We start from the raw sequence: 15,716 nt of genomic DNA, 5'->3' as shown, positions 1-15,716 counted from the left end.
AGGATGGCGCATGTCCAACGGCGACGATCCGTTCGCTCCCCACGACGACGTGTCCGCGCGCCCGCGCTTCGATCCGGCGCTGCGCGGCTACGACAAACGTCAGGTGGACCGGTACGTCGAGCAGGTCGACGCCGAGGTCAGCGCGCTCACCACCGCCCGGGACCGGGCGTACGCGCAGGTGCGTGAGCTGACCGCGCAGGCGCAGCGGGCGCAGGCCGAGGCGGCCGAGCTGCGTGAGCGTCCGGCGGCGGCGGTGGACCGGGCGTCCTTCCGGGACCTCGGCCCGATGGTCGACCAGATTCTGGACCTGGCCGAGAAGCAGGCCGGGCAGATCACCGAGGTGGCCACCCGGCGGGCGGACGAGTTCCAGTCGCAGGCGGAGAAGCTGCTGGCCGCGGCGCAGGAGCAGGCCGCGCGCGAGCGGCGCGAGCTGGACGAGGAGTTGTCGGCGCGCCGGGCCGAGCAGGAGCGGGTGGACGAGGAGCGACGGGCCGCCGCGCAGGCGGAGCTGACCGCCGTGCGGGAGCTGGCGGAGAAGCTGCGCGTCGAGGGGCAGGCCGCGCACGACCGCGCCCAGCAGGAGGCGAAGCGGGTCAGCGAGCAGAGCGCGCAGCAGGTCGAGCAGGCGCGTTCGGCGTCCGAGGCGCTGGTGAAGGCCGCGCGGACGCAGATTCAGCAGGAGGTCCAGGCCAACCGCAGCAAGGCCCAGCAGGAGCTGGCCCAGTGGCAGGCCACGATGGCCAAGGAACTGGACGAGCGGCGGGCCGCCGCCGAGCAGGAGCTGGCCGACCGGGCCGCGGCCGCCGAGAAGGACATCGCCGCGCTCGTCGCCGAGGCCCAGCAGTACGCCACCGAGGTCCGTGACCGGGCCGACGAGGAGACGGCGGCGCACCAGGAGCAGCTCGCCGGCGTGCAGCGGGAGATCCAGCAGCGGCAGGAGACGCTCACCGGGCTCAAGGCGGAACTGGAGACGGTCTCCCGGAAGCTGGAGGAGACCCGGCGGGAGATCGGCACGATCGAGCGCGACGGCGCGGACCTGGAGGAGCGGCTGGTCGGCGTGCGCCGGGAGCTGGCCGCCGAGACCAGGCGGCTCGACGAGGCGCGGCGCGCGGCGGACCTGGCCGAGCAGCACGCCAAGGACACCCGGGCCCGGGTGCAGCGGGAGGCCAAGCGGGTCGCCGACCTCGCCGCGGCGGCGGTCATGGCGGCCGCCGCGGGCGGCGGGGAGACCGCCGAGTATCCGCAGGTGTCGGTGCGTTCGGCGGTCGCCGCCGACGCGGACGCGGCGGCTCGGACCGTGGACGGGCGGATCGAGGCGGACGCGGGCGAGCCGGACCGGTCGGAGCCGCCCGCCGTGGAGCCGATCGTCGAGCGGCTGGACGGGCCGAGCTTCGACGCGTTCGCGGTCCGCACGCCGGCTCCGCGCGGGGTGCCCGAGATCGAGACAACGGGTACGGACAACGGCGTGCCGGCCACCGCCTGAGCGATCGGTGCCGCCGGTCCGGCCGGTCCGGCGGCGCCGCATCTTGCCCATCGACCTTGCTCTATGCAAATATTTGGATCGATCTGCTGGTGCATCTCGATCTTTATCCGGGGGTTGACGGGTATGCGGAAGATTTCCTCGATCGGTGCCGCCGTCGTCCTGACCGTCGCCACGGCGGGCGCCGTGGTGACCGCCACGGCCGGACCGGCGAGCGCCGGGTGCAGCCACTCGCACTCCAACGTCGACAGCAAGTTCGGCCAGCTGTTCAACGCGACGAACGTCAACATCCGCACCGGCCCGCACACCACCTGCGCCTCGCTGGGTTACGGGCAGCTCAACCACAACGTCGACTTCCACTGCTTCGCCAGCGGCGACCGGGTCACCGCCAACGGCAAGACCACCTACACGTGGACGTACCTGCGGGATGTCACCACGGGTGTCTCCGGCTGGGTCGCCGACGCGCTGCTGGACAACCTCGGCGGCAACGTCGCCTGCTGAACGACGGGCCGCCGGGCGCCGGCCGCGGCGGGCAGAATGGCAGGGCATGACCGGCCTGCACCCGCCCGCCGAACCGTACGTCACGCACCGGCTCCCGGTCGGTGACGGCCACGTCCTGTACGTGGAGGAGGTCGGGCGGCCGGACGGCGTACCCGTGGTGTTCCTGCACGGCGGGCCCGGCGGTGGGCTGGTGCCGGCCGCGCGCCGATTCTTCGACCCGGGGCGCCACCGGGCGGTGCTGTTCGACCAGCGCGGCGCCGGCTGCAGCACCCCGCACGGCGAGGTGCGCGCCAACACCACCTGGCATCTGGTGGCCGATCTGGAGACCATCCGGCAGCGGCTGGGCATCGCCTCGTGGCTGGTGTTCGGCGGGTCGTGGGGCACCACGCTCGGCTTGGCGTACGCGCAGGCGCACCCGCAGCGGGTCACCGGCCTGGTCCTGCGCGGCGTGCTGCTGCTGCGGCGTAGCGAGCGGGACTGGTTCTACCAGGGCGGGCTGCGGCACCTGCAGCCCGAGGAGTGGGAGCGGTTCGTCGCCCCGGTCCCGCCGGGCGAGCGCGACGACGTGCTCGGCGCGTACCACAGGCGGCTGCACGGCCCGGACGAGGCGCGGGCCCGGGAGTACGCGCGGGCCTGGGGCCGGTGGGAGGCGGTCAACTCGGCGCTGCGCCCCGACCCGGAGCTGCTCGCCCACTTCACCGCCGACGAGCACGCGCTGCCGGTGGCCCGGATCCTGTCGCACTACGCCGTGCACGGCGGCTTCCTCGGCGAGGGCCAGCTGCTCGACGGCGTGGACCGGATCCGGCACCTGCCCGCCGTAATCGTCAACGGCCGCTACGACCTGTGCTGTCCGCCGGTGTCCGCGTACGAGCTGGCCCGCCGCTGGCCCGAGGCGACGCTGCGCATCGTGCCCGACGCCGGGCACTCGGCGGCCGAGCCGGGGGTGACCCGCGAGGTGCTGCGCGCGCTGGACGAGGTGACCGCGCGGGTCGAGAGCCGGGACGGCGAGCCTGGTCATCCGGGAGCGCCGCTGGCAGGATCGGCCGGGTGACGGGTGCGCTGTACGCGGTCAGTGACCTCCACGTGTCGTACGCGGAGAACCGCGCGGTGGTGGACGGCCTGCGGCCGGAGACGGCGGACGACTGGCTGATCGTGGCCGGTGACGTGGGCGAGGTCTTCGCCGACGTGGAGCGGACGCTGCGGCTGCTGCGCGACCGGTTCGCCACTGTGGTGTGGGCGCCCGGCAACCACGAGCTGTGGACCCACCCGAACGACCCGGTGACGCTGCGCGGCGTGGCCCGCTACGACGCGCTCGTGGCGATGTGCCGCGAGCTGGGCGTGCTGACCCCGGAGGACGAGTACGCGGTGTGGCAGGGCGACGGCGGCCCGGTCACCGTGGCGCCGCTGTTCCTGCTCTACGACTACTCGTTCCGCGCCCCCGGCACCACCACAAAGGAGGAGTCGCTGCGCGCGGCGTACGACGCCGGTGTGGTGTGCACCGACGAGATGCTGCTGCACCCCGACCCGTACCCGGACCGGGAGTCCTGGTGCCGGGCGCGGCTGGAGGCGACCCGGCGGCGGCTGGCGGCCACCGACCCGGCGCTGCCCACGGTGCTGGTGACCCACTGGCCGCTGGTGCGCCAGCCCACCGAGGTTCTCTGGTTCCCGGAGTTCGCCCAGTGGTGCGGCACCGATCAGACGGCCGACTGGCACGTGAGCCACCGCGCGGCGGTCGCCGTCTACGGCCACCTGCACATCCCGCGCACCACGCACTACGACGGGGTGCGGTTCGAGGAGGTGTCGCTGGGTTACCCGCGCGAGTGGCGGCGTCGCGGCGGCGAGCCGGCGCCGATGAGGCGGATCCTCGGATGATCGGGGCGCTGCTGCCGGCCGGGGCGCCGGCGGCCCGCCGCTGACGTCCTGGACGGCCGCTGGCTGCTCACCGCCGTGGCCGTGCCGCGCCGGTCCTGAGCAGCGATTTCGCGATTGTTCCGGTTTGCCCGCCCTGAGCTGGGGTACGGCCGAAGGGGCCTGGACATTTCGCTGTAGGAGGACAGGTCCTGATGGAATCCAGCAAGCCCACCCAGATCGTCAAGGGTGTCGTCGAAGCCGCCGTCGAGAAGGTCGGCGACGCGCTGACTCCGGACGTGCCGGGCGCTCCCGGCAGCGCGCCGCCGCCACTGGAGGAGCCGACCACGCCGCACGGGCCGCTGCCGCCCAAGGACGAGCAGGGCGCGCCGGACACCCGGACCCCGACCGGCGCCGAGACCGGCGTGCCGAAGATCGCCAAGGGGCAGCAGGGCGCGTACCTCACCACCGCCAACGGCGCCCGGCTGCGCGACACCGACCACTCGCTGAAGGCCGGTCCGCGCGGCCCGGTCCTGCTCCAGGACCACCACCTGCGGGAGAAGATCACCCACTTCGACCACGAGCGGATCCCGGAGCGGGTGGTGCACGCCCGGGGCGCGGGCGCGCACGGCACGTTCGTCGCGTACGGCACCGCCGAGGAGGTGACCCGGGCCGGGTTCCTGAAGAAGGGCCGCGAGACGCCGGTCTTCGTCCGTTTCTCCACAGTGCTCGGCTCGCGCGGGTCGGCCGACACGGTCCGTGACACCCGTGGCTTCGCCACCAAGTTCTACACCGACGAGGGCACGTTCGACCTGGTCGCCAACAACATCCCGGTGTTCTTCATCCAGGACGCGATCAAGTTCCCGGACGTCATCCACGCCGGCAAGCCGCACCCGGACCGGGAGATCCCGCAGGCGCAGAGCGCGCACGACACGTTCTGGGACTTCGTCTCCCTGCACACCGAGGCGCAGCACCACACCATCTGGAACATGTCCGACCGGGGCATCCCGCGGTCCTACCGGACCATGGAGGGCTTCGGCGTGCACACGTTCCGCCTGGTGAACGAGGCCGGGGCGACGGTGCTGGTCAAGTTCCACTGGAAGCCGAAGCTGGGCGTGCACTCCCTGACCTGGGAGGAGGCGCAGCTCATCGGCGGCATCGACCCGGACTACCACCGCCGCGACCTGTACGACGCGATCGAGGCCGGCGCGTACCCGGAGTGGGAGCTGGGCATCCAGGTCTTCCCGGACACGCCGGAGGAGACGTTCGCCGGGATCGACCTGCTCGACCCGACGAAGATCGTGCCGGAGGAGCTGGCGCCGGTGCAGCCGATCGGCAAGCTCACCCTGAACAAGACGCCGCGCAACTTCTTCGCCGAGACCGAGCAGGTGGCGTTCCACGTCGGGCACCTGCCGCCGGGCATCGACGTGACGAACGACCCGCTGTTGCAGGGCCGCCTCTTCTCGTACGTGGACACGCAGCTCACCCGTCTGGGCGGGCCGAACTTCACCCAGATCCCGATCAACCGGCCGCACGCCGACGTCAACGACATGTTCCGTGACGGCTTCCACCAGCACGCGGTGCACGCGGGCGTGGCGCCGTACCGGCCGAACTCGCTCGACGGCGGCAACCCGTTCCCGGCCGGCGACCGGGAGCACGCGTTCGTGGACACGCCGGTGACGGTGGCCGAGGCGCCGAAGGTGCGGGCCGCGCCCGCCTCCTTCGACGACCACTACAGCCAGGTACGCCTGTTCTGGCAGAGCATGTCGCCGGTGGAGAAGGAGCACATCATTCGGGCGTACACGTTCGAGCTGGGCAAGTGCTACCACCAGGCGATCAAGGAGCGGCAGCTCCAGTGCCTGGCGAACGTGGACCCGGTGCTGTGCGAGCAGGTGGCGATCGGCCTGGGCCTGCCCGTGCCGCAGCCCACGGCGCCGCTCGCCGACGTGCAGCCCAGCCCGGCGCTGTCCCAGGTGGGCCGGGAGTGGCCGGCCGACGGCCGGATGGTCGGCATCGTGGTCGACGCCCAGGCCGACCTGGGCGACGTGCACGAGGTACGCCGGGCGGTGTTCGCCGCCGGCATGGTGCCGCTGCTGATCGCCGCGCACGGCGGCACCGTCGACGGGCTGCCGGTGCAGCGCACGTTCGCCACCGGCCGCTCGGTCGAGTTCGACGCGGTGCTGCTGGCCGGCGCGCCGGCCCCGGCGCCGGACGCGCTGCCGGCCCGCGACGCCAAGGCGGGCAAGCCGGGGTCGGCCACCGTCGACCCGCGGGTGCTGCTGCTGGTCGAGGAGGCGTGGCGGCACGCCAAGGTGATCGGCGCCTGGGGCGCGGGCGCCGAGGTGCTGAGCCAGGCCGGCGTCGCCGGCACGCCGGGCGTGGTCACCGGTGGCTCCGGCGCCGAGGTGCTCACCGAGGTGCAGCGGCTGATGGCGGCGCACCGGGTCTGGGAGAGGTTCCCGGCCTCGGTCGCCTGATCCCGTGTCCCGTGCGTGGGGGCGGTCCCGGATCCGGGGCCACCCCCACGCCGTGCGTATGCGGCCGCTCACCACTGGTTACCCATCGACGCTCATCGTTGACGGCTTAGTTAATACTCTTTAATATTTGGGCCACCTCGAGGAAGACCCCCATCCGCCCCCGTCCCCGGGAAGGCCCTCGATGCCCAGACCTCACCTCCGGCGGCGCCTGGCCGCCGGTGCGCTCGCGCTGGCCACCACCGCCGCGACGCTCACCCTCGCCCCGACCGCCGCCGAGGCGGTGGTGCTGCCGAACAACTTCAAGAGCGTCGGCTACATGCCGTCCTGGAGCGGCAACGTCAACACCATCCAGTACGGCAAGCTCACCCACATCAACTACGCGTTCGTGCTCCCCAACGGCGACGGCAGCCTGCGCCCGGTGGAGAACCCGAGCAAGCTCTCCTCGCTGGTGTCGCTCGGGCACGCCAACAACGTCAAGGTCTCCATCGCCGTCGGCGGCTGGAACGACGGCGACGACTCCGCGTTCGAGTCGCTCGCCGCCAGCTCCGGCGCGCGTACCGCGTTCGTCAACAACCTGATCGCCTTCGTCAGCCAGTACAACCTCGACGGCGTCGACATGGACTGGGAGTATCCCGACCCGGGCGCCTCGGCGAACAACTACACGCTGCTGATGCAGCAGCTCGGCAGCGCCCTGCACAGCCGCGGCAAGCTGCTCACCGCCGCCGTGGTCTCCGAGGGCTACTACGTCGACGGCGTGCCCACCGCCGTCTTCGGCTCGGTGGACTGGCTGAACATCATGGCGTACGACGGCGGCAGCCCGCACGCCAACTACGACTGGTCGATCGCCAGCGTCAACAGGTGGAAGTCACGCGGCCTGCCCGCCGCCAAGGCGGTGCTGGGCGTGCCCTTCTACAGCCGGCCCGGCTACTACACCTACTCCGCGCTGGTCGGCATGGACCCTGCGAACGCCAACCGGGACTGCACCACGGTGGGCGGCGCGCAGCAGTGCTACAACGGCGTACCGACAGTCAAGCGCAAGACGCAGTGGGCCATGGCCAACGCCGGCGGGATGATGAACTGGGAACTGTCGCAGGACACCACCGGTTCGACCTCCCTGGTCAGCGCGATCTACGACACCGTCACCGGCGGTGGCACGCCGCCGCCGTCCGGGCGCACCGGGCCGATCACCGGCATCGGTGGCGCCTGCGTGGACGTGGCGGCCGCGAGCACCGCCAACGGCACCGCGATCCAGCTCTACGGCTGCAACGGCACCGCCGCGCAGAGCTGGACCGTCGCCGGTGACGGCACGCTGCGCGCGCTGGGCAAGTGCCTGGACGTGACGAGCGCCGGCACCGCGAACGGCACCACGATCCAGCTCTGGGACTGCAACGGCACCGGCGCCCAGGTGTGGCAGGCGCAGAGCAACGGCACGCTGCGCAACCCGGCCTCGGGGCGGTGCCTGGACGCCACCGGCAACAGCTCCGCAAACGGCACCCGGTTGCAGATCTGGGACTGCTTCGGCGGCGCCAACCAGGTCTGGCGGCTGCCGGCCTGACCGAGAGGTTCCCGCCGGGCCGCCCGGCCCGGCGGGACCGGCCTCACCAGCGGTTGCGGGCCTCCTCGGCCCAGCCGACCAGGCCGTCGAGGTCCACGCGCTCGCCGTCGTCGGTCGCGGCCCAGCCGGTGAAGTGCCCGAAGCACTGGTGCGTCTCCCCGGCCAGCACGACCAGATTGGTACGCGCCACCCGCTCGTGGAACGGGTGGAACGTGACGTCCACCCGGTCGCCGGTGATCCGCCACGGCCGCAGCCAGTCTGCGCGGTCGTACTCCCAGGTCAGATCCGCGCCGATCTTGTGCAGCCGCCCGTCGACGAAGACCGCGTTCTCGGTCGAGCCGGTGCCGTCGGTCCACTTGCCGCCGAGCTGGATCGACCGGCCCGGCCCGCTGCCGGCCGCCCAGTTCCACCGCACCGCGTACCGCCACTTGCCCCGGCCGTGGTCGAGCGCCGCGTACGACCCCTCCCCCACCGGGTACGCCGTGCCGTCCACGGTGATCGTGCCGTGCACCGGGCGGCCGATGTCCTTGACCGTGTACTGGAAGCGGCGGGTGCTCCACGGCACCACCACGCCGAGCGACTCGTGGCCGGGCGGCAGCGGCACGGTCAGGTCCACCTCGACGCCGGGCGCGCTCGCCCGCAGCGTACTGCCGTCCGGGCCCTGGTCCACGGCGATGGTGAGGTTCCCGCCCCGGGCCCGGACCGGGCCGTCGCCGCTGACCGGGGGCAGCACCGTGCCCCGGGCGAACGGCACCACCGCCTCCGCCGTGGTCTCCCGGCCGGTGCGCCGGTCGAGCAGGTAGAGGCTCTGCACCCCGGCGTAGTCCAGCGACGACGCGACCAGGCCGAGAATGTGCGTCGGGGTGACCACACCCCAGTGCTCCCACCGCTTGGCCCGGCCCCAGCCGCGCAGGTTCGCCCGGTGCAGCGGCCGGCGACTCCAGCCGACCGCCGCCGGGTTCAGCCGGCCGTCCGGCCGGCACAGGTCCACCGGCTCGGTGATCTCCCGCTCATGCGTCATCGCCGCAGGCTACCGGCGGCGACGCGGGCCCGGCGGGCGGCCTCGTCAGCCGTCCCGCCGGGCCGTCGCGTCAGCGACCCTGCTTGGCGCGGCAGATCTCCACCGGCACCGCCGGCGCGCCGTCGACCGGAGCCGGGTCCTCCGGGGTGGGCGCGATGCCGCCGGCCGAGATCCGGTCCAGCGTGGCCAGCCCGGCCGCGTCGACCTGGCCGAACACGGTGTAGTTGGGGCGCAGCGCAGAGTCGGCCTGGACCAGGAAGAACTGGCTGCCGTTGGTGTCCGGGCCGGCGTTGGCCATGGCCAGCGTGCCGCGCGCGTACAGGCGGCGTACGCCGGTCGGGTCGGTCGGCGCGGGCGGCAGGTCGGTGGGCAGCTCGTCGCGGTACCGGTAGCCCGGGCCGCCCTCGCCGGTGCCGGACGGGTCGCCGCACTGCAACACCGTCAGCGTCGGGTACGCGGTGAGCCGGTGGCAGGGCGTCCGGTCGTAGAAGTGCTTGCGGACCAGGTGCAGGAAGCTCTGCACCGTGCAGGGCGCCTGCTCGCGGTCCAGCGTCAACCCGATCGGCCCCTGGTTGGTGCGCAGCGTGACCCGTACGGTGCCGCGGTCCGGCGTCCGGCGCGGGTCCGGCGGCAGCGACACCGGCCGCGCCGCGGGCTCGTCCGGCGTGGGCGTGTACGCGCACGGCCCCTTGGTCGGCGCGGGGTCGGCGGCCGGCGCCGCGGTGGCGGCGACACCTGCGGCGGCGACGATCGTCGCGGCGGCCACGCTCACCCCGGCGAGGCGGGCCAGCAGGGGTAAGGCGGCGTGCGTTCGGGTTTCGCTCGACACGGTGGTCCTCCCTGGACTCGTGGTACCAGAACGACCGGAGTCTATGGATCGGGTCACCCGATGTCGACGCGGGCGCTCGGCGGGTCGAAAGTCGGTTGCCGGCCCGAGCCGCTTCCGAGAAGGTGAGCGGCATGACGTTCTGACGGATCGCATCCCAGCCCGCAGGCCCTCAGCGCCGCCTGCCGTTCCCGCTTCTCTTTTCCGCAGAATCGAGCGTCTGTGTCCGCGTACCCCTCCGGGCGGGCCGTCGTGCCCGCCACCGTCTCCGTCTTCTCCTCCCCCGGCAGCTGGATCGAGTCCGCCGCGCTCGACCAGTGCCGTCAGGTCGCCGCCCTGGACGGCATGATGCACGTCGCCGCCATGCCCGACCTGCACCCCGGCAAGGGCGCGCCGATCGGCGCCGCCATGGCCTCGACGGTGCTCTACCCGTTCCTCGTCGGCTCCGACATCGGGTGCGGCATCGCGGTGTTCCCCATCGCGCTGCGCCGGGTCGTACCGGAACGGCTCGCGGCCCGGTTCCCCGACCTGGACCGGGCGCTCGACCCGGATCGGGACGCGGACGACCCGGCCTGGTCGGTGCTGGACGGCGAGGTGCCGGCCGGGCATCTCGACGGGCTCGGCACGGTCGGGCGCGGCAACCACTTCGTCGAGCTGGCCCGCGTCGGGCCGATCCTCGCGGCAGAGCACGCCACGCGGCTCGGGCTGGACGCCGGTGACCTGGTGCTCGTGGTGCACTCCGGATCGCGTGGGCTGGGCGAGCGCATCCTGCGCGAGCACACCGAGACGCACGGCGCCGGTCCCGCGCCCGACCCGGACGCCTACCTGGCCCGGCACGACGCGGCGGTGCGCTGGGGCTCGCTCAACCGGCGGCTGCTGGCGGCACGGGTCGCGTACGCGCTCGGCGCCGAACCGACCGAGCCCGTCGTCGACCAGTGCCACAACCTGGTCGAGATCCGCGACGGGCGCTACCTGCACCGCAAGGGCGCGGCGCCGGGCGACGGGCGGGACGTGCTGATCGCCGGCACCCGCGGCACGCCCTCCTACCTGGTGGCCGCGCACGCCGGGCCGGACGCCGGCTACTCGGTGGCGCACGGCGCCGGGCGCAAGATGTCCCGCGCCGACGCGCTGCGGCGGGGCCGGGCCAAGCACACCGTCGAGGAGCTGCGGCGTACGCCGGTCGGCTCGATCGTGGTGTGCGGCGACCGGCAGCTGCTGTTCGAGGAGGCGCCCACCGCGTACAAGCGCATCGAGCAGGTGATCGGCGACCTCGTGGCGCACGACCTCGCCACGCCGATCACCACGACGGTTCCGCTTGTCACGTACAAGACGCCGGACGTGGGCCGGCGCGACGAGCGCCGCAAGGGCCGCCGGTGACCGAGCTGCTGCTGTCCGCCGGGCGCGGACCCGCCGAGTGCGCGTGGGCGCTCGCCCGGCTGCTGTCCCGCCTGGAGCGCGAGGCGACCCGGCTGGGCCTGCGTACCGAGCGGGTCGAGACGGTGCCCGGCGACCGGGCCGGCACCTACCGGTCGGTGCTGGTCCGGATCACCGGCGCCGGAGCGGAGGGCTTCGCGGCCGGGTGGACCGGCACGCTCTGCTGGCAGGCGCCCAGCCCGTACCGGACCGGTCACGGCCGCAAGAACTGGTACGTCACCGCGCGCCCGTGCCGGACCGAAATGGTGGTCACGCCGTTCCACGAGGCGGACGTCGAGTTCGTGCCGTGCCGCACCGGCGGGCCGGGCGGCCAGCACCGCAACAAGGCCAGCACCGCCGTCCGGGCCACGCACCGACCGTCCGGCCGGACCGTGGTGGTCGACACCGAACGGCACCTGCACCTCAACCGCCGTATCGCGGTCGAGCTGCTGCGGCAGCGGATCGCGGCCGACGACGAGGCGGCCCGGCGCGCGGGTGTCGACGCCCGCTGGCGCGTCCACGACGACCTCGTGCGCGGCGACCCGGTACGGGTGGAGCGGCCCTGACGCGGCCCGATCCGCCGCCGCTGACCGGTCCGGCTACCGTGGGCGCGGCGGACGGGCGGCCCCCGCCCGCCGACGTGGCGCGCGAGGAGGACGGATGCGACGGAGAAGGACCGGTCTGACGGCGGCGCTGGCGACAGGGGTTCTCTTGCTCGCCTCCTGCGGCGGGGATGCCGGCACCGATCCCGAGACCTACCTCCGCGACGCGATGCGCGAGGCCGTGTCCGTCAAGCAGGAGACCGGGCAGTTCCCCCGGGGCGTGAGCGACCTGTCGGTCGGGGACGCCGACCCCGGACAGGTCACCGAGGGCGCCTGCGACATGGACCGCGTCCGGTGAACCCGCTCGTGCAGCGCTTCCGCGCCGTGGTCGCCATGTGGATCTTCGTCGGCGGGGGCGGGTTCCTGCTGGCCGGGTTCCTCGGCCTGGCCCTGCTCACCCAGACGGGTCCGTTCGCGGCCGCGTCGACCTTCTCCGCCGCCGCCGAGTTCGCCCCCGGCGCCGAAATCAAGGTGCGGGACACCGGCGTACGCCCCGGCAACATCCTGATCCTCGCCACCCCCGCCACAGTCGACCCCGCCACCGTCCGGTGCACCACGAAGAGCCGGGTCTACTCCACCGGCGAGCAGCGGACCAGGGAGCTGACCGGGGCCCGGCCCGAGGGGACCGCGGCGGTGATGCGCGATCGCGGCGACCCGCGGCAGTTCACTCCGGTGCTGGCCACCGAGGGCATCGGCTGGATGGAAACCGACTTCGTGAGCTGCACCGGCGCCGGTGCGGAGGCGTTCGCGCTGACCACCGCCAAGGGCATCCAGAGCGACAGGTTCCGGCTCGGCGCCGGGCTGCTGCTCATGCTGCTCGCCCCGGTGCTCGCCGGGCTCGGCTGCCTCGCGCTGTACTTCACCCGGAAGTGGAACCGGGAGGCGGCGCTGCGCGGCGGCTCGACGAGCTGGCCCTACCGGTGACCGGGCTGCGCCTGCACGTGGGCTGTGCGATGTGGACGCACAAGTCCTGGTCCGGCCGCTTCCTGCCGCATCCGCTGCCCGCGCACGAGCGGCTGCGCGCGTACGCCGGGTGGTGCGACGCCGTGGAGGGCAACACCACGTTCTACGCGACGCCGGCCCGGGAGACGGTGGCGTCCTGGGCCGAGCAGACCGATCCGGGTTTCCGTTTCCTGCCGAAGCTGCCGAAGGTGGTCACGCACGAGCGCCGGCTCACCGGCGGCGAGGCCGAGCTGCACGCGTTCCTGCACGCGATGGAGCCGCTCGGGCCCCGGGCGGACGCGCTCTGGATCCAGTTGCCCGGCTCGTTCGGCCCCGGTGACGTGCCCGACCTCGACCGGTTCCTGCGCACGCTGCCCGCCGGTCACCGGTACGCCGTCGAGGTCCGCCACCCCGCCTTCTTCACCGAGGCCGGTGCAGTACACGCGCTGGAGGCCACGCTGTACCAGCACGGAGCTGAGTGGGTCCCGTTCGACACCACAGCGTTCTTCCGGACGCCGCCGACCAGCGACGCGGAACGGGAGGCGTGGACACGCAAGCCGCGCCTGCCGCTGCGTACCCGGGCGCTGACCGACCGGCCCATCGTGCGTTACCTGGGCCGGGACGACCCGGCCCGCACCGTCGAGGGCTGGCAGCCGTGGCTGGATGTGGTCACCGGCTGGCTGCGGGAGGGCCGCTCGCCGACGGTGTTCGTGCACACGCCGGACAACGCGGACGCGCCCGAGCTGGCCCGTCGCTTCCACGACCAGGTCCGCGAGCGGGTGCCCGGGCTCGCGCCGCTGCCGGAGCCGGAGCCGGTCGGCCCGGCCACGCTGTTCTGAGCGCCGGACTGCACGGACCCGGCTCCGGACCGGGACGTCAGCCCGGCCGGCCACCCTCGGGCGGGGGCAGGCGATCGTCGTACGCGCCGGACCGGCCCGCGTACCGCTCGCCGCGCAGGAACGGCAGCGGGTTCGGCGTGCAGCCGTGCAGGCCGAGCGTCTGCTGCTGCATCACCGGCGCCGGACGCCCCCGCCCCGGGCAGCGCTCGTGCCCGTGACCCAGGCGGTGGCCGACCTCGTGGTTGACCACGTACCGGCGGTACGCGGCGAGGTCGCTCCCGTACGCGGGCGCGCCGAGCACCCAGCGGGCCACGTTCACCACCACCCGGTCCCCGCTGCGGCAGGACGTGTACCGGTCCGGCCCGTCCCCGCACAGGTCGTCGCGCGTACCGGGGGTCGCGAGGTAGACGGTGAAGTCGGCGGGGCCGCCGGCGCCGACGCGGCGCAGGGCGATCCGTCCGTCAGTCGTCCAGCCACCCGGGCCGGCGAGGATGCCGGTGACCTGCGCCGCGAACTCGGCCGGTGGCAGACCCGTGATGTCGCGCTCCACAGCCACCCGGTAGCGCAGCAGCCGGCCCGTACCCCTTGTGGTGGCCGGCTCGGCGGCGGCGAACCGCCATCGGCTGCCGCCCTCGGCGGGATAGCCGATCCGCGCCGGCCGGGATCGGACGGGCGCCGCCGCCGACGCGGCCGGCGCGGCAGCGGACGGCCCGGCCGGCCCGGACAGCGCGACTGCGGGCTGGTCGGTCACCGCCGGTGTGCAACCGGCCAGCGACACCGCCAGCGCGAACACCGCCGCGCCGCCGCGTGTCCGGTCCACGGTCCTGGTCATCTCGTCTCCCCTCGGCGCCCGGTCGGGGGCGCGGGGATGAGGACGGGTGACCCGTCGCGAAAGTTGGTGCGGCCGGGACTCAACCTTTTCCGCTTCCCGCACGTCCCTACCTGGGTGAGAGGTGCAGAGGACCGGCATGGCCCGGGGTGACGCGGAGTTCGTCGAGTTCGCGCGGGCGTCCTCCGCGCGGCTGACGCACGCCGCCTTCCTCATGACCGGCAACCACCATCACGCCGAGGACGCCGCCCAGACGGCGCTCGTGCGCACGTACGCGTCCTGGTCCCGGATCCGCAACGGCGACCCGTACGGCTACGCCCGTTCGGTGCTGGTGAACCACCTCGTCGACACCTGGCGGCGGCCGATCCGCGAGTACCCGAGCGACGACCTCCCGGAGCGGCACGGCGGCGACATGGCCGAGGAGGTGGCGACGCGGCGGTGGCTGGTCACCGCGCTCGGCACGCTCACCGCGCGCGAACGCGCCGTCGTCGTCCTGCGTCACTACTTCGACCTGCCGGAGGCCCAGGTGGCCCGCGAACTCGACGTGTCCGTCGGCACCGTCAAGAGCACCTCGTCCCGGGCGCTGGAGAAGCTGCGTACCGCCGGTCTGTCCACGCCCCGACCGCAGGAGACGTGCCGGTGACCGAGATGGACGAGCTGCGCCGCGCGATGCGGGCGACCGAACGAGCCGACGGCCTGGACATCGCGGACATCATGCGCCGGGGACGCCGCCTGCGCCGCCGCCGGCGGATCGGCGCCGGAGTCGCGGCGGCGGTGGCGACGATCGCGGTGGCGGTCGGGGTCGACGCCGTGGCGACGCGGCCCGGCCCGCCGGACCTCCCGGCCGGCGAGCCGGTCGCCACCGCGTCCGCCGCCACTCCCCCGCCCTCGCCGACCGCCGCGCCGGCCCCGACCGAGGCGCCGCCGCGACCGCTCGGGACCGTCGTGGACAGCGGCATCCGGTACGGCGCCGACCAACGCGTGTTCTTCATGGTCCCGGTCGACGTGCCGGAACTGCCGCGTGTGACGATCGGCCTCGTCGCCGGACGGCGCGCGCCGGACGGCCGCCTGACCTCCGACTTCCTGGTGAACGACGTCTCCGGCAGCGACCGCCGGCCGGGGTTCCACGAGATCGGGTACGACCAGCAGCGGGTGCCCACCGACACGTCGATACCGACGTTCGGCTACTTCGTCGGCCCGGCGGCACGCATCGTCGGGACAGTCGACGGCCGGCAGGTCGAGGCGAAGCTGGCCAGGTGGAGCGAGGACCTCCAGGTGGTGATCTTCTGGTTCGACCCGAAGACCCTCACTCCGGGAATCCCGCTCGACGGCATCACCGCCCGAGACCCCCAGGGCCACCGCCTGTAGCCCGCACCCCCTTTC

General features: G+C 73.9%; 16 protein-coding genes. 13 read left to right on the top strand and 3 right to left on the bottom strand.

Annotated features, from left to right (window positions below; translation table 11 throughout):
- The first annotated feature begins 10 nt into the window (after positions 1–10).
- From AMK25_RS07720 to AMK25_RS07695, 6 genes are all read left to right on the top strand, one after another.
- Complete coding sequence (locus AMK25_RS07720; RefSeq protein ID WP_073827437.1) at positions 11–1,483, top strand: hypothetical protein; 1,473 nt, start codon at positions 11–13, stop codon at positions 1,481–1,483.
- A 123-nt stretch (positions 1,484–1,606) separates the two neighbouring features.
- On the top strand, positions 1,607–1,981 hold the full coding sequence (locus AMK25_RS07715) for a hypothetical protein (protein ID WP_073827436.1): 375 nt from the start codon (positions 1,607–1,609) through the stop codon (positions 1,979–1,981).
- A gap of 46 nt (positions 1,982–2,027) precedes the next feature.
- Positions 2,028–3,032, top strand: a complete 1,005-nt coding sequence (pip, locus tag AMK25_RS07710; RefSeq protein ID WP_073827435.1) for a prolyl aminopeptidase — start codon at positions 2,028–2,030, stop codon at positions 3,030–3,032.
- The gene (locus AMK25_RS07705; protein ID WP_073827434.1) at positions 3,029–3,853 is read left to right on the top strand and encodes a metallophosphoesterase family protein; all 825 of its coding nucleotides are present in this window, start codon (positions 3,029–3,031) and stop codon (positions 3,851–3,853) included. Before pip ends, AMK25_RS07705 begins: the two co-directional genes overlap by 4 nt.
- 191 nt (positions 3,854–4,044) lie before the next feature.
- Positions 4,045–6,306 (top strand): catalase, encoded by a 2,262-nt coding sequence (locus AMK25_RS07700; RefSeq protein WP_073827433.1) that lies wholly within the window; start codon positions 4,045–4,047, stop codon positions 6,304–6,306.
- Positions 6,307–6,487: 181 nt separating this feature from the next.
- A complete protein-coding gene (locus AMK25_RS07695; RefSeq protein WP_073827432.1) occupies positions 6,488–7,861 on the top strand; it encodes a glycosyl hydrolase family 18 protein in 1,374 nt (457 codons plus the stop codon).
- Between the two features lie 43 nt (positions 7,862–7,904).
- Here the strand turns inward: AMK25_RS07695 and AMK25_RS07690 are convergent, their stop codons facing one another.
- Positions 7,905–8,882: a DUF2804 domain-containing protein gene (locus AMK25_RS07690; RefSeq protein ID WP_073827431.1), complete on the bottom strand. Its 978-nt coding sequence runs from the start codon at positions 8,880–8,882 to the stop codon at positions 7,905–7,907.
- Between the two features lie 70 nt (positions 8,883–8,952).
- Positions 8,953–9,711 carry a peptidylprolyl isomerase gene (locus AMK25_RS07685; protein ID WP_073827430.1) on the bottom strand — a complete coding sequence of 253 codons (759 nt, stop codon included), beginning with the start codon at positions 9,709–9,711 and terminating at the stop codon, positions 8,953–8,955.
- Positions 9,712–9,930: 219 nt separating this feature from the next.
- Here AMK25_RS07685 and AMK25_RS07680 point away from each other — a divergent pair, with 219 nt between their 5' ends.
- The 5 genes from AMK25_RS07680 (at position 9,931) to AMK25_RS07660 (ending at position 13,504) form a co-directional block, all read left to right on the top strand.
- Entirely contained in the window at positions 9,931–11,085 is a 1,155-nt protein-coding gene (locus AMK25_RS07680) for an RNA ligase RtcB family protein (RefSeq protein WP_073827429.1), read from the top strand.
- Positions 11,082–11,687, top strand: coding sequence for a peptide chain release factor H (gene prfH, locus AMK25_RS07675; protein WP_073827428.1), 606 nt, complete (start codon positions 11,082–11,084; stop codon positions 11,685–11,687). The genes AMK25_RS07680 and prfH overlap by 4 nt, the downstream gene beginning before the upstream one ends.
- A 94-nt stretch (positions 11,688–11,781) precedes the next feature.
- Positions 11,782–12,021, top strand: a complete 240-nt coding sequence (locus AMK25_RS07670; protein WP_073827427.1) for a hypothetical protein — start codon at positions 11,782–11,784, stop codon at positions 12,019–12,021.
- Positions 12,018–12,647, top strand: a complete 630-nt coding sequence (locus AMK25_RS07665; RefSeq protein ID WP_073827426.1) for a hypothetical protein — start codon at positions 12,018–12,020, stop codon at positions 12,645–12,647. The genes AMK25_RS07670 and AMK25_RS07665 overlap by 4 nt, the downstream gene beginning before the upstream one ends.
- Positions 12,648–12,676: 29 nt before the next feature.
- On the top strand, positions 12,677–13,504 hold the full coding sequence (locus AMK25_RS07660; protein WP_143194717.1) for a DUF72 domain-containing protein: 828 nt from the start codon (positions 12,677–12,679) through the stop codon (positions 13,502–13,504).
- Positions 13,505–13,541: 37 nt separating this feature from the next.
- Here AMK25_RS07660 and AMK25_RS07655 read toward each other — a convergent pair whose 3' ends face one another.
- Positions 13,542–14,336, bottom strand: a complete 795-nt coding sequence (locus tag AMK25_RS07655; protein WP_073827425.1) for a DUF3152 domain-containing protein — start codon at positions 14,334–14,336, stop codon at positions 13,542–13,544.
- 136 nt (positions 14,337–14,472) lie between these two features.
- Here AMK25_RS07655 and AMK25_RS07650 point away from each other — a divergent pair, with 136 nt between their 5' ends.
- Both AMK25_RS07650 and AMK25_RS07645 read left to right on the top strand, forming a co-directional pair.
- Entirely contained in the window at positions 14,473–14,976 is a 504-nt protein-coding gene (locus tag AMK25_RS07650; RefSeq protein ID WP_073827424.1) for a SigE family RNA polymerase sigma factor, read from the top strand.
- Positions 14,977–14,981: 5 nt separating this feature from the next.
- On the top strand, positions 14,982–15,701 hold the full coding sequence (locus tag AMK25_RS07645; protein ID WP_241826300.1) for a hypothetical protein: 720 nt from the start codon (positions 14,982–14,984) through the stop codon (positions 15,699–15,701).
- Positions 15,702–15,716 lie beyond the last annotated feature (15 nt).

It is taken from the genome of Micromonospora sp. TSRI0369 (genome assembly GCF_001905625.1).
GTDB classification, from domain to species: Bacteria; Actinomycetota; Actinomycetes; order Mycobacteriales; family Micromonosporaceae; genus Micromonospora; species Micromonospora echinospora_A.
Note: the sequence above shows the minus strand (reverse complement) of the source record. Positions and strands in the feature narration are given on the sequence as shown.

What these genes read in the sequence shown, in the direction of transcription:
- AMK25_RS07670 (WP_073827427.1), top strand. Translation starts at nt 11,782, where the DNA reads ATGCGACGGAGAAGGACCGGTCTGACGGCGGCGCTGGCGACAGGGGTT.
- AMK25_RS07645 (WP_241826300.1), top strand. Translation starts at nt 14,982, where the DNA reads ATGGACGAGCTGCGCCGCGCGATGCGGGCGACCGAACGAGCCGACGGC.
- pip (WP_073827435.1), top strand. Translation starts at nt 2,028, where the DNA reads ATGACCGGCCTGCACCCGCCCGCCGAACCGTACGTCACGCACCGGCTC.
- AMK25_RS07655 (WP_073827425.1), bottom strand. Translation starts at nt 14,336, where the DNA reads ATGACCAGGACCGTGGACCGGACACGCGGCGGCGCGGCGGTGTTCGCG.
- AMK25_RS07690 (WP_073827431.1), bottom strand. Translation starts at nt 8,882, where the DNA reads ATGACGCATGAGCGGGAGATCACCGAGCCGGTGGACCTGTGCCGGCCG.
- AMK25_RS07695 (WP_073827432.1), top strand. Translation starts at nt 6,488, where the DNA reads ATGCCCAGACCTCACCTCCGGCGGCGCCTGGCCGCCGGTGCGCTCGCG.
- AMK25_RS07700 (WP_073827433.1), top strand. Translation starts at nt 4,045, where the DNA reads ATGGAATCCAGCAAGCCCACCCAGATCGTCAAGGGTGTCGTCGAAGCC.
- AMK25_RS07715 (WP_073827436.1), top strand. Translation starts at nt 1,607, where the DNA reads ATGCGGAAGATTTCCTCGATCGGTGCCGCCGTCGTCCTGACCGTCGCC.
- AMK25_RS07720 (WP_073827437.1), top strand. Translation starts at nt 11, where the DNA reads ATGTCCAACGGCGACGATCCGTTCGCTCCCCACGACGACGTGTCCGCG.
- AMK25_RS07650 (WP_073827424.1), top strand. Translation starts at nt 14,473, where the DNA reads ATGGCCCGGGGTGACGCGGAGTTCGTCGAGTTCGCGCGGGCGTCCTCC.
- AMK25_RS07660 (WP_143194717.1), top strand. Translation starts at nt 12,677, where the DNA reads ATGTGGACGCACAAGTCCTGGTCCGGCCGCTTCCTGCCGCATCCGCTG.